Here is a 15120-nt window from a genome sequence, read left to right as displayed (position 1 = left end):
CCTTTGTTGGGTGTTCTGAGATAGTATCGCTTGGAGCGTTGAACGACCGCCGGCGGGTGGGGCCGGGGGAGAGCTTGTTGCTGCGCGTTTTGGCGCCAAGGGGCCGTAATGGGGTGGGCCCTGGGCGGCCCGCAAACTCGCTGCGCTCAAACAGTGCGGGCCGAACGCCCTGCGCCCACCCCATAACGGCCCCTAAGCCCCTGCACGCATTGCAGCACCAATCTCTCCCCCGGCCCCACCCGCCTCCGTGCGAGAACTGGCGATGTCGCTTTTGCGGTTGAGAAAACCCTCTTGCAAATTCATAAAATCAATAGAATTCATTAACTTAAAACTTAACACCTAAAACTTAAAACTGGCCCGCCAGGGCCCAAAACTTTAAACTATCTTTACCCAACAAACTCTATCAACTCAACAAACTCAATAAACACATCACCCCCTCGGATGAAACTTCCGATGAATATCGATAAGCCGTTTCTGAGCAACGTGGGTGTAAATCTGGGTCGTAGCGATATCGACGTGACCCAGCATCATCTGCACGGCCCGCAAATCGGCGCCGCCTTCCAGCAGGTGGCTGGCAAAGGAGTGGCGCAGGCTGTGGGGTGTGAAGCGTTTGCGGATGCCGGCCAGGAGGCCGTAGCGGCGCAACAGCTTCCAGAAACCTTGTCGTGTCATGGGCCTGCCGGCCCGGGCGATGAACATGAAACGGCTGGCCTGTCCCTTCAACAGAATGGGGCGGGCGTCCTGGAGATATTCGTGAAGTGCCGCCAGGGCCTTGCGGCCGATGGGCACGACGCGTTCCTTGGATCCTTTGCCCAGCACCCGCACAAAACCGGCCTCCATGTGGACCGCCGCCAGGGGCAGATCCACCAGTTCCGAGACGCGCAAGCCGGCGGCATAGAGCAGTTCCAGCATGGCCGCGTCCCGCAGTCCCAGCGGCTTCTCACGATCCGGCGCGGCCAGCAATTGTTCGATGTCCGCCACGTCCAGCACGTCGGGCAGCTTTAGACCGCTCTTGGGTAAATCAACCAATTTGGCAGGATTACGGTCTAATAGACCTTCTTCTTTCAAGTAGCGATAGAAGCCGCGTAGAGCCACAAGGTGGCGGGCACGGGTGCGTGCCCCGCATCCCTTGGCGCGTTGATCGAGGATGTGCTTCAAGATGGTGGTGGTGTCGGTCTCTTGGATGTGGAGAATCTGGCGGGCGGCAAGGAACTCGCGGTAAGCGCGCAGGTCACCGGCATAGGCCGCCACGGTCTTGGGCGCCAGGCCTTTTTCCACCACCAGGTAGTTGATGTATTGGTCGATGAGGGCATCAATGGTCATGGCGGATGGTCGGTTGCCGGATCACCTTAAACAGCGGTTATCTGCAAAGCCCAATTTGGGGCTTGCCCCATTGGCAATCGAAATCGGGAGCGGTATCGAAATCGAAATCGAACCGCGGCGCAAAACGAAACTGAAACGTTTTCGATCCCGGCGCTGCTTTCGTTGGACACTCACCATCGGTCGTCAACCCGACAACGCTTCCCAGTGGGTCGCCAAGCGGTTCAGCACGATGGGCCCATCCTCGCCGACAACCACCTGGTTCTCGATGCGCACGCCGCCCCATTCGGGCAGGTAGATGCCCGGTTCCACGGTGACCAGCATGCCGGCTTCCAGGGGGGTGTCCCGCAGGGGACTCAGTCGCGGCGCTTCGTGTACGGCCAAGCCGGTACCATGCCCCAAGCCGTGACCGAATTTGCCTTCGAAACCTTGCTGGTGGATGAAGTCGCGTGCCTCGGCATCCACGACCTTGCTGGAAGCGCCCGCCCGGATGGCCGCAATGGCGCGCCGCTGGGCCTCCAGCACGGTGTCGTGCACCTTGCGGAAGGTGTCGTCGGCGTCGCCCAGGATCACGGTGCGGGAGGTGTCCGAGCAGTAGCCATTGAGCTTGGCGCCCCAATCGAAGAGGATGGGCTCGCCGGTGCCGATGGGCCGGTCCGAAGGGATGGCGTGGGGCAGGGCGCTGTTGGGACCGGCGGCGACGATGGGCGGAAACGAGAGGGCGTCCGCGCCGGCTTCCCGCATGCGCCGTTCCAGATCCCAGGCCACCGCTATTTCCGTCATGCCCGGTCGCATCTCCTTGAGCACTTCAAGAAAGGCCTCTTCCGCCAGGGCCAGGGCCCGACGGGTGCGTTCGATCTCCTCGGGCGATTTGATTTGGCGGAACTGCTCTACCAGATCCTCCAGCGGCACCCATTCCGGCGTTGCCCCTTCCTCCTTCAATGTTTTCCGCCACTGGTCGAACTGTTGCACCGAAACCCGCACGCATTCGAAGCCCAAGCGACGGATGGTGAAACGCTGCACCAGCTCGGCCAACGATTTGGCAAAGCCGTCGCGGTAAATCACCAGTTCATAGTCCGGCGCCTCGTGTTTTGCTTGAAGCTCGAAACGGGTGTCGGTGGCCAGCACCAGGCGCTCTGCGGTAATCAACAGGGCCCCGGCCGATTCGTCGAAGTGGTGGTCTTCGCCGGTGAAACCGCTCAAATAACGGCGGTTCTCTTCCGTCAACACCAGGAAGCCATCGATCTGCAAACGATCCATGGCCCCATGCACCTGTTCCAAGCGAGACGCAATCATGTTTGACACCTGCCGATCCCTTTTGTTATCAAGTGACCATTCATCGAAAGATTACCGTTGTATAGCATGCAGTGGGGCGCATTGTCACCAGCGATCAAACAGCGCCCGGCGCCCGGTAAAACCACCCGACAATCAACCAACGAGGCATCCATGGAGATCATCACCCACCAAGCCATCGACCCCACATTGTGCGGCCGGCCGGTGGCCGTTGAAGAAGGATACAGCCGGGTTGTGCTGCGCACCACGGCCGTGATGGCGGCCGACGACACCGGATTGGTGCACGGCGGCTTTCTGTTCGGATTGGCCGATTATGCCGCCATGATCGCCGTCAACCACCCCAACGTGGTGTTGGGCGCGGCCGATGTCAAATTCCTCAAACCGCTGGCCGTCGATGCCGAGGTGACGGCCGAGGCGCGGGTGGAGGAAGTGCAGGGCAAAAAGCAGTGGGTGGCGGTCTCGGTGACCCAGGGTGAGGAGGTGGTGTTTCAGGGCATGTTCACCTGCTTCGTGCTGGACAAACATGTGATGGACAAAGCATGAAAACGCCTCTTGGGGGTGAGCGAAAGGTTTGTGGTATTAGATTCAATTAAGGAGGGGAAATGGCAAAGAAAATTGGTGTATTATTGGCGGGATGCGGTGTGTTTGACGGTGCCGAGATCCATGAGGCGGTGTTGACCCTGCTCTACCTGGATCAGGCCGGCGCGGAGGTGCAATGCATGGCGCCCGACATGCAGCAGTTGCACGTTATCGATCATACCAACCAGACGGAGATGGACGAGAAGCGCAACGTGCTGGTGGAATCGGCCCGCATCGCCCGCGGTGAGATCGTGGACCTGGCCACCGTCAAGGCGGACCAGCTGGATGCCCTGATCATTCCCGGTGGATTCGGCGCCGCAAAAAACCTGAGCGATTTTGCCGTCAAGGGACCGGAAGCGACGGTGCACCCCCAGGTCCAGCGCATTCTGGACGAGATGGCCGATGCCGGCAAACCCATCGGGGCGTTGTGCATCGCCCCGGCGACACTGGCCCGCGCCCTGGGCGATCGCCATCCCGAAGTGACTATCGGCAAGGACATGGGCACCGGTGCGGCCATCGAGAAGATGGGCGCCAAGCATGTGACCTGCGCCGTGGACGACATTCATGTGGACACCCAGCGCAAAATCGTCACCACTCCGGCCTACATGTTGGGTCCCGGCATCAAGGACGTGGCCGTGGGGATCGAAAAACTGGTGCGCAAGGTGGTCGAACTGGCATAGTGCCTACCGGACTTAACATCATCACCAGCAATCGCCTCGAGGTGTTGGTGGCGGGGTTGGCCGGGATCCTGGCCACTCCGCCCCAAGACCCTGGCGCTCATCCGCTGCAACCCGAGCAGGTCATGGTGCAAAGCAAGGGCATGCAACGGTGGATCTCCATGGCCGTTGCGCGCATCAACGGCATCTGCGCCAATGTGGCCTTTCCATTTCCAAACGCCCTGCTGGAAACACTTTATGCCCGGCTGGTGGGGCCGCTGCCGGCGGCCAATCCTTTTGACGCCCGCCTTCTGGCCTTCCGCATCCTGAGACTGTTGCCCGAATTGCTGCCCCAACCGGCGTTCGACCCGCTGCGCCGCTATCTGGCCGACGACGACCGTCCGCTCAAGCGCTATCAGCTGGCCCGTAAGATCGCCGATGTCCTGGATCAGTATGCGGTTTTCCGGCCCGACCTGTTGATCGCCTGGGAAGCGGACGGGCAGGGGGGGGCATCGCCGGAGGCCCAAACCGCCGATGCCGTTGCCGCCAAGTGGCAAGCCGTGTTGTGGCATCGACTGGCGACCGATCATCCCGGCATGCACCGCAGCGCCATGCAGCAGCGCTTGATCCAGACCTTGAACGACGCCCCCGAAGGCGCCCTGGAGGGTTTGCCGCCACGGCTGGCGGTTTTCGGCATCTCTTATTTGCCGCCCTTTCACCTGGCGGTCCTGGAGGCGTTGGCACGGCACAGACCCGTTGTTCTGTTTTCCATGAACCCCTGTCGGCACTATTGGTCCGACATTCTGTCCGACCATCAACAGATCCGTCGGCGCACCGCCGCCGGTCGCAGCACATCGACGGCGTCGGGCAAGCCCCCCAAGGCCTTGCAAGCGGAAGACCTGCACCTGGATAGCGGCAACCGCCTGCTGGCATCCCTGGGGCAGTTGGGCAAGCCCTTTTTCGATTTCATTCAGCAATCCACGGCCCACATGGAGGAAGCGTTTCAGGATGGCCCCGCGACCCTCTTGGGCACTCTGCAACAGGACATCCTGGATCTGGTGGACCGCGGCCCCGCAGCGGACGATCCCGCGGCGGGGCAACGGCCCGTGATCGCGGAAAACGACCGCTCGCTGCAGATTCACAGTTGCCACGGCCCCATGCGGGAAGTGGAGGTCCTATACGACCAACTGCTGGACCTGCTGGCGGCCGACCCCACCCTGGAACCCCGCGACATCCTGGTGATGACCCCCAACATCGGTCTTTACGCGCCATACATCCATGCCGTTTTCGGCGCGCTGCGAACCAGCGGCGACCCGGCGCGCCTGCCGTACACGGTCACCGATCAACGGCTGCCGGCGGAAAGCGCCACGGTGGAGACCTTTCTATCGCTGTTGGACCTGAAGGAGAGTCGCTTCGAAGCGTCCCGGGTGATGGCCCTGCTGGAGTGCCCGGCCGTGCATCAGCGCTTCGGGTTGTGCAACACCGATCTGGTCCTGGTGGAAAAGTGGATGCGCGCCGCCGACATCCGCTGGGGTTGGGACCGACGCGACCGACGCCGTCACCGACTGCCGGCCTTCAGGGAAAACACCTGGCGCACGGGGCTGGACCGCTTGGTGCTGGGCTATGCCCTGGACGGTGCACCCAACCTTCTGTTCGCCGACGTTTTGCCCTTGGAAAGCATCGGCGCCGGCGAGGAGCAGGTGTTGGGCGGCTTCGTGCACTTCGCCGAAACCCTGCGTGATACCGTTGTCGATCTGCCGGCCCGGGACACACTGGCCGGATGGCACCGGCGCATGCACCAGATGATCGAAACCTTCTTTCATGCCGATGCCATGGAAGAAGGCGAACTGGCGGGCATGCTGGGCGCCGTCGCTCCCCTGGCCCAAGGCGCCTACTGCGGCGAAGCCGCCTTCGCTTTCGAGGTGGTGCGGCAATATATTCGGGACGCCCTGGGCGCCACCACCCGCGGGGTCGGCTTCATGGCCGGCGGGATCACCTTTTGCGCCATGTTGCCCATGCGCAGCATACCCGCCGATGCCATCTGCCTGCTGGGCCTGAACCACGACGCTTTTCCACGCCAGGAGCGGGAACCGGGTTTCAATCTGATCTCCCTGGCGCCGCGCCGCGGGGATCGCTCCAAACGCATGGACGACCGTTATCTCTTCCTGGAAACCCTCATCTCGGCCCGTCGGACCCTCTATATCAGTTACGTGGGCCAGGATATCCAGGACAACACCCCCATTCCCCCTTCGGTGGTGGTGGACGATTTGGTGGAGTATGTGCAAGAAGGGTTCGGCATACCACCGGAACAGTTGGTCACCCGCCACCCGCTGCACGCCTTTTCGCCGGCCTACTTCGACGGCCGCGACCGCAAACTGTTCAGCTACAGCGAGGAAAACCGCGCAGCGGCCGAGCAGACGGGCGTCGCCGACGGGATACCGCTTTTCGGCGATCAACCGCTATCGCCGCCCGACGAGCAGTGGCGGCATTGCAGCCTGGACCAGTTGTCCCGTTTCTTCATCCATCCGGTGCGATATATCATGGAAAATCGCCTGGGCGTCCATTGGCCGTCCGCGGACGAATCCCTGCCGGATCGGGAACGATTCGACCTGGACCCGCTGGACCGCTACCAGTTGCACCAACAAATGTTAAAGGCGTTTCAGGAAGGGTTGTCCGAAGAGCAGGTGTACACAACGGCACGGGCCGCAGGGCAAATTCCCCACGGCACGGTGGGGCGACTGCGTCACCGCCAACAGGCCGGCGAAGTGCGGCAGTTCATGCGGCTGCTGGAAGGCTTCGTGCCCCCCGACCCCCATCGCGCCGTTCCCATCGCGCTCGATTTGGCGCCGTTTACCGTGCACGGCATCCTCGATCACATCCATGACAGCGGCAGAGTGGTGTACCGCATGGGCCGCATTCGCCCTGCCGACCTGTTGCACCTGCATATCCGCCACGTCGCCATGCAAGCGGCCGCCGACGCGGCGCTGCCCCCCACGAGCATCCTGATCGGACGGGACGAGGCCTGGCAGTGGGGCCCGATGCCGGCGGCGGCCGCCCTTGAGCGACTGCGGCATTGCCTGGACCTCTACTGGCAGGGCTTGCAAGCGCCGCTGCCGATCTACTGCGAAACGAGCTATACCTATGCCTATGAACGCATCATCAAACAAAAACCGGCAAAGGCAGCCCTGTGGGCCGCACAGGGAAAGTGGCAAGGCAGCCAAAGGATGTCGGGGGAGTCGGCGGATCCCTATCTCAAGCGGGCCTGTCACGCCGCGAATCTCTTCACACCGGAATTCGAATCATCGGCCTTGGCCCTTTTCGAGCCGATTCTAAGCGGGCGGTCAGCCGCCCAACCTCTAAATTAGAAGGGCAATACCGCCTGCTTTAGAAGCGCATCACGATACCGACCCGGAAGGCGTCGTCCTTGAGGTCCCAACTGCCGGGACCCGAATCAAAATCCAAACGGTGGGCCGTATAGGAGAGACGGATGGAGGCCATGCTCATGATTCGAATGCCCACACCCGCGGTAACCTCGAGGAACTGGTCGCCGTCCATGAAACAAAGAGGAGAGGGCGCCCAGGTCAAGCGGCTGAACAGTTCCAAAGGGATCGGCATCATCCGGGGCGGAAAATAGTATTCCGCACCGCCAGTGAAGGCAACCGCGCCGAAGTCGCCGGAGTGGCGCCGGTCCTCGGCCGATCCCACCAAACCGCGCAACCCCACATCCACGTTCAAGCCGGGCACCAGGGTGTCGCTGCCAACGGTGAAATCGAGACTGCCCCACTTGTATTTTTCAGGATCGTCATCCATGTAGACACCGGAGCCGCCGATGCGAAAATAGCCGTTGTGCAGGTAGGTTTTGTGGTTCACATGGGCATTGATGGACTTGGCGCCCGCAGTCAACCCCACATCCCACTCACCGGCCGAAGCCATCCCCGCCAGCAGCAACACCAGGGTCGCCAAGGTGATCGATAAAACGCGTGTCATCCCATCGCTCCTCTCGTTTCGGGTTTTGTACATCAACCTCGCCGTTTGCATATCAAAATGAGCGCAAGCAAGTCAAAGATTAACGGGTGATTGGGTTGGTTGCGGTTGTTGGGTTGTTTGAGTTATAATCGATAGAATTCATTGCTTTAAATTTTAAATTTTAAACTTCTCCTTCACCACGACAAACCCCGTCGCCCCCCACACACCCGACAACCAGCCTACTTTTTGCGCAATCTTGACAATCCCCCCCCATCCCGTTAAAAGAGCCCTATTCGCTGAAGGTGAACTGAAGGTGAACATGCCTGGATGGCGGAATTGGTAGACGCAAGGGACTTAAAATCCCTCGGAGTTGTACTCTGTGCCGGTTCGATTCCGGCTCCAGGCACCAAATATGATGGAACGATGTGCCCCACCGCATATGGCCCGCCGACCCGCTTGCTGAAAACCGAATCCCCCGTGCCGCAAGGCCCGGACGGTATTGCGGAGTCACTGGACGAGGTCGCGACGCGGGATCGGGAGGAAGAGGCGTGGTATCTGTGCCGTAATTGCCGACAGCGGCTGACCCGTCCCAGTGAGCGGATCGCGGTCAACGGCAGCCATCGTCACACCTTCGCCAATCCGGGTGGCGTGGTTTTCGAGATCGCCTGTTTTTCCTCGGTGACCGGCTGCGGATTCATGGGGCCGCCCTCCACCGACTTCACGTGGTTTGCCGGCCACGCCTGGCGCATAACCGTTTGCGGCAGGTGCGGCACCCATCTGGGTTGGTTGTTCAGTCACCAGGGCGGCGGGCGCTTTTGGGGTTTGATTGTCGATCGGTTGACTTTGGCTGCCGCGCCAAAGGACTGAAAGCGAGAGTATTTTTTAAAAAGGCAGGTTGTCCGTTGGAAGTCGTGATCAAACTGATACAGTACGCATGTGCGTTGATTGCCGCCGTCATCGTCGGCAATTGGTTTTTAAAGGAAACCCGGAAACTCAAGGCCGCCGGTGCACCGTGGTATGCGCCTTATTTCACACCGCCGGGAATGATCATCCTCACCGCCGTCGTGTTGCTGCCCATTCTCCTGGTTTTCTTTTGACCACGCGGCGACCATGACCATCACCCACCTCTATGTCGACCGAACCGTGGCGGACAATTCCCTTGCGGCACGTTTTGCCGAACGTCTGGGCCTCACTCCCATCATCGTGCCGGACACCCGACAACTGTACGACACCCTAAAAAACGAGGCGGACCCCTGGAGCGGCGGCAAACAGCGCTTGTTGCTGACCCGCAACCAAGGGGCGTTCATTCGCCAATGTCCCGGCACCAAAGAGTACATTTGTTGCGATTACCAGATCCTGCACATCGGCACCTACTGCACCATGGATTGCGCCTATTGTATCCTGCAAAGCTATTTCCACCCGCCGGTCCTTCAATACTTCGTCAACCATGAAGACCTGCTGCGGGAACTGGATGCCGCCCTGGACCAAGGACGCACGCTGCGCATCGGGACCGGGGAGTTTACCGACAGCCTGATCTGGGAGGCCTGGTCGGACCTCACACCACTGCTGGTCGAGCGTTTCGCGCGCCAGGACCGTTCGGTGCTGGAGCTGAAAACCAAAACCACCGCCATCGGAGATCTGCTGGATCTGGATCATCGACGCCGCACCATCATGGCCTGGTCCCTGAACACCCCCCGCATCATCGCCACCCAGGAGCGGGGCACCACCTCGCTGAAGGCCCGCCTGCGGGCCGCCGCCCAATGTCAAGACCGCGGCTATCCCCTGGCGTTCCACTTCGACCCCATCGTGCTCTACCCGGGTTGCGAAAATGAGTACCGCCAGGTGATCGACACCCTTTTCCAATATGTCGATCCCGGCAACATCGTCTGGATCAGCATGGGGACCCTGCGTTTCATGCCCGCCCTGCAGCCGGTCATCCAGCAGCGTTTTCCCGACTCGGCCATCGTCCACGGTGAATTCATCACCGGCATCGACAACAAGATGCGCTATTTCAAACCGCTGCGGATCGACATCTATCGCCGCATCGCCGGCTGGATCCGCCACCACGCCCCCAATGCCACCGTTTATTTCTGCATGGAAGACGAGACTGTGTGGTGCAACAGCCTGGGTTTTTCACCCGACACCCATGGCGGCCTGCCGGCTATGCTGGACCAAAGCGCCCGCCGCGTCTGCGGCGTCCATTAGCGTCCATAGGGTACGGCATGCCGTGCCCCCTTCGTCCACCCCCAGTAGCAAAACAAAAAGGGGGCACGCTCCTCATCCGATCAGGAACATGCCCCCGTTGTTTTGTGCTGAATTGGGTCGGTGGCTAATCTTCCTTCTGGCTCTTGATCTCCGCCAGTAGTTTATCGGCGATTTGGGCCGGTACTTCGTCGTAGCGTTCGAACTCCATGCTGAAGATGCCGCGGCCGCCGGTCATGGAGCGCAGGTCCGGGGCGTAGGTGAGAAATTCGGACATGGGCACTTCTGCGTTGATCACCTGGTATTTACCGGCGCTGTCCATTCCCAGCACCCTGCCGCGCCGACCGTTGAGATCGCCCATGATGTCCCCCATGAACTCGTCGGGGGTGGTGATGCGCACCTTCATGATCGGTTCCAACAACACCGGCGATGCCTGCTCGGCGGCCTTTTTGAAGGCCAGGCTGCCGGCGATCTTGAAGGCCATTTCGGAGCTGTCCACGGCGTGGTAGGAGCCGTCGTCCAAGGTCACCTTGAAGTCCACGCAGGGAAAACCGGCCAGGACGCCCTTCTGGCACGACTCCACAATGCCTTTTTCCACCGCTGGAATGTATTGCCGCGGGATCACGCCGCCCACGATGGCATCGACGAATTCGAAGCCGCCGCCGCGGGGCAGGGGTTCGAGCTGGATCCAGCAATCTCCGAACTGGCCGTGTCCGCCGGTCTGTTTCTTGTGGCGGCCCTGCACGCGAATTTTTTTCTTGATGGTTTCACGATAGGGGACCTTGGGCGGGGTGAGGTTCACCTCGACATTGAATTTGCGCTTGAGCTTTTCGATGGTGGCCTCGATGTGTACCTGGCCCGATCCGGAAAGCAGTATCTCCTTGGTTTCCGCATTGCGATCCACCTTGAGCCCTTTGTCCTCTTCCAGCAGGCGGGCCAGGGAGGACATGATCTTCTCCTCGTCCCCCTTGGATTTGGGTTCCAGGGCGAAGGTGATGAGGGTGGCGATGGGTTCCGCCGTTTCGAAACGCACCTTGGCGTTATCGGCGCAGAGGGTGTCGCCGGTGGTGGTCTCCTTGAGTTTGGCCACGGCCACGATGGAACCGGGACCGGCCTCCTCCACCGATTTCTGCTCCTTGCCCATGATGGTCAGCAACTGGCTGAACCGCTCCTTCACATCCTTGTTGGGATTGAAGAAGGTGCCGTCGCCCCCCAGAGATCCGCTGACCACGCGGAAGATGGTAAGACGTCCGGCATAGGGGTCGGCGACGGTCTTGAACACAAAGGCGGAAAAGGGGGCGGCACCGTCCGGCGCCCGTTCCACCTCGCTGTTGTCGGCCGGATTGATGCCCTTGCGGGAGGCGATGTCCAAGGGCGACGGCAGGCAGTTGACGATGAAATCCATCAACAAATCGACCCCGATGTTCTTGGTGGCCGTGCCGCAAAGCACGGGTGAGAACGCCCGGCTGACAACCCCCTTGCGCAGGGTCGTTTTGATCTCATCGTCGGTGAGGGTTTCCCCTTCCAGGTATTTTTCCACCAGGGCGTCGTCCGCCTCGGCCACATTCTCGATCATCGCCTCGCGGGCCGCCGCCACCTCGTCCTGCATATCGGCGGGGATATCGCCGGCGGTCACTTTGCCGTCATCGTCATAGGTGTAGGCTTTCATGGCCACCAGGTCGACGACCCCTTTGAACTCGGCCTCCGATCCGATGGGCAGTTGAACGATGATCGGCTTGGGTGCTTCGAAAGATTGGGCCACGTCATCGAAGGCGCGCTGGAAGTCGGCCCGTTCACGGTCCAGTTTGTTGATGAAAATGATGGCCGGTTGGTTGAATTCGGTGGCGAGATCCCAAGCCTGTTCGGTTTGCACCTTCACACCGTCCACCGCATCAATCACCGCCACCACCGCGTCGGCGGCCTGCATGCAAAGCTTGGCGTCGGTGAAGAAGTTTTGATCGCCCGGTGTGTCGATGAGGGTGATGCTGTGTTTTTTCCAAGGAGTTTGGGCGATGCTGGTGCTGATACTGGTCTGGCGTTTGAGCTCTTCAGGCTCGTAATCCATCATCGTGTTGCCGTCTTCCACGCGACCTTGACGTTTGATCACGCCGGCCTTAAACAGCATAGCCTCTGCCAACGATGTCTTACCCGCGCCACCGTGGGCGACCAGGGCAATGTTTCTCAGCTTTTCTGCCATTGTTGGTTACTCGCGCTCCTCTCTGGAAATATGGATTTTGGCCATTTCGCGGATGAAAAAAAGCCAACCATTCCGTTTTGTAACCGTGTGGCATGTCTTCGGCGCTGGTGAAACCTTGCGCCTTGATGCCTGCGTGTATCATGGCTGACTTTTCGGGCTTGGGTAGTGCCAACCCCATTGAAATTGATATTGGTATCTATATGGAGGGAAAAAATCAAGGGTAAAATCGGCTCTATTCCGCCTGGATCAGCATCGCGAACTCCTTGTTCCCCTTCGGGCCGAGAATCGGGGAAGCAACGACCTGGCCCGTTCGCATGCCCTGCTCTTCGAAAAAGCGCCGCAAGGCGGCGATGACGGCGTTATGTTGACGACCGTCTTTGACCACACCGCCCTTGCCGACCATGCCCTTGCCCACTTCGAACTGCGGTTTGATCAAGGCGATGATGCGGCCGCCCGGTTTGAGAAACTTGCGGGTTTCGGGCACGACGATGCGCAGGGAGATGAAGGAGGTGTCGATGGTGGCCAGGTCCACGGCTTCGGGCAGGCTGCCCGGCGGCATATGGCGGATGTTGGTGCGTTCGATGGCCACCACCCGTGGATCTTGGCGCAACGACCAGGCCAGTTGGCCGTAGCCCACGTCCACGGCGTAGACCCGGCTTGCGCCGTGTTGCAGCAGACAGTCGGTAAATCCGCCGGTGGAGGCGCCCACATCCAGGCACACCATGCCGTCGACGTTAATGGCGAAGGCTTCCAAGGCGGCTGCCAGTTTCAAACCACCCCGGCTGACGTAGGGCAGATCCTCACCCTTCAGGGTGATGGCGGCCGTTTCCGATACAGCCGTGCCCGGTTTGTCCAGCGGCTGATTGTCCACCAGCACCTTGCCGGCCATGATGAGGGCCCTGGCGCGCTGCCGGCTGGGTGCCAGGCTTTTGTCGACAAGCAGCAGATCCAAGCGTGTTTTTCCGGCCATTGCGTATCCGTCAATTGCCCCGGGCGACGACGGTGACAGGGGGTCTCGGCTGCACCCGGGCCATCAACTGCCGGGCGGCCCGTACCACCCCGGCAACGTCCAAGCCGTATTCGGCATAGAGGATGGCGGGTGAACCGTGCTCCACGAACCGGTCCGGCAGGCCCAAACGCTGCACATTCAGGGGCGATACACCGTGATCGTTCAACAGTTCCAAAACGGCACTGCCGAAACCGCCTTGCAGGGCATTGTCTTCCAGTGTCAGGATGTGGGGAATGCGCTCGGCCAGGCGTACGATGCATTGACTGTCCAGGGGCTTTACGAATCGGCCGTTGACCACGGTGCACGCGATGCCCAGGGGCTTGAGCGCCTCACAGGCCGCCATCGCCACAGGCACCATGCGCCCGATGGCCATGATGAGCATGTCGTCGCCTTCGGTGAGCACCTCCGCCTTTCCGATGGGAATGGGGGCGGGATTCGGGTCAATGGGAACACCCACGGCCATCCCCCGGGGATAACGCACCGCGATGGGGCCGTCATGGCGCAGCGCGGTCACCAGCATCCGGCGCAGCTCGTTTTCGTCCTTGGGCGCCATCACCACCAGGTTGGGCAGGCTGCGCAAAAAGGAGAGGTCGAATTGGCCATGATGGGTGGGGCCGTCCTCGCCCACCAGACCGCCCCTGTCGATGGCGAACACCACGGGCAGGTTCTCGATACACACGTCGTGGATGATCTGGTCGTAGGCGCGCTGCAAAAAGGTGGAATAGATGGCCACCACCGGCCGGAACCCCTCGGCGGCCATGCCGGCGGCGAAGGTGACGCCGTGCTGCTCGGCGATGCCCACATCGAAAAACCGTTCCGGAAACCGTTCCGCGAAGGCGGCCAGGCCGGTCCCCTCCGGCATGGCGGCGGTCACCGCCACGATGCGGTCGTCATGTTCCGCCAGGTGCACCATGGTTTCGCCGAACACCTGGGTAAAGGTGGGCAGCGGGCAAGACGGCGCGGTGCTGGCGCCGGTGGTCACATCGAAACAGCCCACCCCGTGAAAATAGACCGGGTTCTCCTCCGCCCGGGCGTACCCTTTGCCTTTCTGGGTGGTCACATGCAACAGCACCGGATCGCGCAGGTTCTTGATGTTGCTGAGGATGGAGATCAGGTGCGCCAAGTTGTGACCGTTGATGGGACCGAAATAGTCGAAGTTGAAGGCTTCGAACAACATGCCCGGGGTGATGAAGGTTTTGAAGGACTCCTCGCTGCGTTTGGCCCACTGGTAGATGTTGTCGCCGATCTTGGGCACCGATTTGAGAAATTCACCCAGATCCTTGCGCCAGGTTTGCAACCGCTGTCCGGAAAGGGTGCGGCTGAGCAGGGAGGAGAGGGCGCCCACGTTGCGGGCAATGGACATGTCGTTGTCGTTGAGAATGACGATCAAATCCTTGTGCAGATCGCCCGCCTGGTTCATCGCCTCGTAGGCCAGACCGGCGGTCATGGAACCATCGCCGATCACCGCCACCACCTTGTTGTTCTTTTGCTGCAGCCGGTTGGCGCATACCATGCCTAGAGCGGCGGAGATGGAGGTGCTGCTGTGACCCGTTGTGAAAGGATCGAAGGGGCTTTCGCTGCGCTTGGTGAAGCCGGACAAGCCGCCATGTTGACGCAGGGTGGCAAACTGCTGACGCCGCCCGGTCAGCAGCTTGTGGGCGTAGGATTGATGCCCCACATCCCAGATCACCTTGTCCTCGGGTGTGTCGAACACGTAGTGAATGGCAATGGCCAGTTCCACGGCCCCCAGGCTGGAAGCCAGATGGCCCCCGTTTTGCGATACCACATCCACAATGACCCGGCGGATCTCCACCGCCAGTTGCGGCAACTCCTGGCGCGGCAGTTTCTTCAGATCCGCCGGCGATTGAATGTTTTCAAGCAACCCCAACTTTCCAGTG

12 protein-coding genes and 1 tRNA gene are annotated in these 15120 nt (G+C 60.8%); 7 read left to right on the top strand and 6 right to left on the bottom strand.

Features of this window, described 5'->3' with window-relative positions:
• Positions 1-429 precede the first annotated feature (429 nt).
• Positions 430-1323: a site-specific tyrosine recombinase XerD gene (gene xerD / locus MRX98_RS18165; RefSeq protein ID WP_246913381.1), complete on the bottom strand. Its 894-nt coding sequence runs from the start codon at positions 1321-1323 to the stop codon at positions 430-432.
• 183 nt (positions 1324-1506) lie between these two features.
• The gene (locus tag MRX98_RS18160) at positions 1507-2616 is read right to left on the bottom strand and encodes a M24 family metallopeptidase (protein WP_246913375.1); all 1110 of its coding nucleotides are present in this window, start codon (positions 2614-2616) and stop codon (positions 1507-1509) included.
• Positions 2617-2766: 150 nt separating this feature from the next.
• On the opposite strand from MRX98_RS18160, the gene MRX98_RS18155 reads away from it, so the two are divergent.
• Genes MRX98_RS18155 through recC form a run of 3 tightly spaced genes read left to right on the top strand, consistent with a single transcriptional unit; the run spans position 2767 to position 7213 of the window.
• Complete coding sequence (locus tag MRX98_RS18155; protein ID WP_246913373.1) at positions 2767-3156, top strand: PaaI family thioesterase; 390 nt, start codon at positions 2767-2769, stop codon at positions 3154-3156.
• Between the two features lie 59 nt (positions 3157-3215).
• A complete protein-coding gene (elbB, locus tag MRX98_RS18150; RefSeq protein ID WP_246913371.1) occupies positions 3216-3872 on the top strand; it encodes an isoprenoid biosynthesis glyoxalase ElbB in 657 nt (218 codons plus the stop codon).
• Entirely contained in the window at positions 3872-7213 is a 3342-nt protein-coding gene (recC, locus tag MRX98_RS18145; RefSeq protein ID WP_246913368.1) for an exodeoxyribonuclease V subunit gamma, read from the top strand. The genes elbB and recC overlap by 1 nt, the downstream gene beginning before the upstream one ends.
• A 19-nt stretch (positions 7214-7232) precedes the next feature.
• Here recC and MRX98_RS18140 read toward each other — a convergent pair whose 3' ends face one another.
• A complete protein-coding gene (locus MRX98_RS18140) occupies positions 7233-7835 on the bottom strand; it encodes a hypothetical protein (protein ID WP_246913360.1) in 603 nt (200 codons plus the stop codon).
• A 300-nt stretch (positions 7836-8135) separates the two neighbouring features.
• Here MRX98_RS18140 and MRX98_RS18135 point away from each other — a divergent pair.
• From MRX98_RS18135 to MRX98_RS18120, 4 genes are all read left to right on the top strand, one after another.
• Positions 8136-8223: transfer RNA gene (locus MRX98_RS18135), tRNA-Leu, on the top strand.
• A 14-nt stretch (positions 8224-8237) separates the two neighbouring features.
• Positions 8238-8681, top strand: coding sequence for a cereblon family protein (locus MRX98_RS18130; RefSeq protein ID WP_246913359.1), 444 nt, complete (start codon positions 8238-8240; stop codon positions 8679-8681).
• 35 nt (positions 8682-8716) lie between these two features.
• A complete protein-coding gene (locus tag MRX98_RS18125) occupies positions 8717-8911 on the top strand; it encodes a hypothetical protein (protein WP_246913357.1) in 195 nt (64 codons plus the stop codon).
• Between the two features lie 13 nt (positions 8912-8924).
• Positions 8925-10019 carry an SPL family radical SAM protein gene (locus MRX98_RS18120; protein ID WP_246913355.1) on the top strand — a complete coding sequence of 365 codons (1095 nt, stop codon included), beginning with the start codon at positions 8925-8927 and terminating at the stop codon, positions 10017-10019.
• Positions 10020-10143: 124 nt separating this feature from the next.
• Here MRX98_RS18120 and fusA read toward each other — a convergent pair whose 3' ends face one another.
• The 3 genes from fusA to dxs form a co-directional block, all read right to left on the bottom strand.
• The gene (gene fusA, locus MRX98_RS18115; protein ID WP_246913353.1) at positions 10144-12213 is read right to left on the bottom strand and encodes an elongation factor G; all 2070 of its coding nucleotides are present in this window, start codon (positions 12211-12213) and stop codon (positions 10144-10146) included.
• Between the two features lie 232 nt (positions 12214-12445).
• Entirely contained in the window at positions 12446-13183 is a 738-nt protein-coding gene (locus MRX98_RS18110) for a TlyA family RNA methyltransferase (RefSeq protein WP_246913351.1), read from the bottom strand.
• A gap of 10 nt (positions 13184-13193) precedes the next feature.
• Complete coding sequence (gene dxs / locus MRX98_RS18105; RefSeq protein ID WP_246913349.1) at positions 13194-15110, bottom strand: 1-deoxy-D-xylulose-5-phosphate synthase; 1917 nt, start codon at positions 15108-15110, stop codon at positions 13194-13196.
• Between the last annotated feature and the right edge of the window lie 10 nt (positions 15111-15120).

The organism is Desulfatitalea alkaliphila, assembly GCF_022968795.1.
GTDB lineage: Bacteria > Desulfobacterota > Desulfobacteria > Desulfobacterales > Desulfosarcinaceae > Desulfatitalea > Desulfatitalea alkaliphila.
This window is presented reverse-complemented; position numbering and strand designations above follow the sequence as displayed.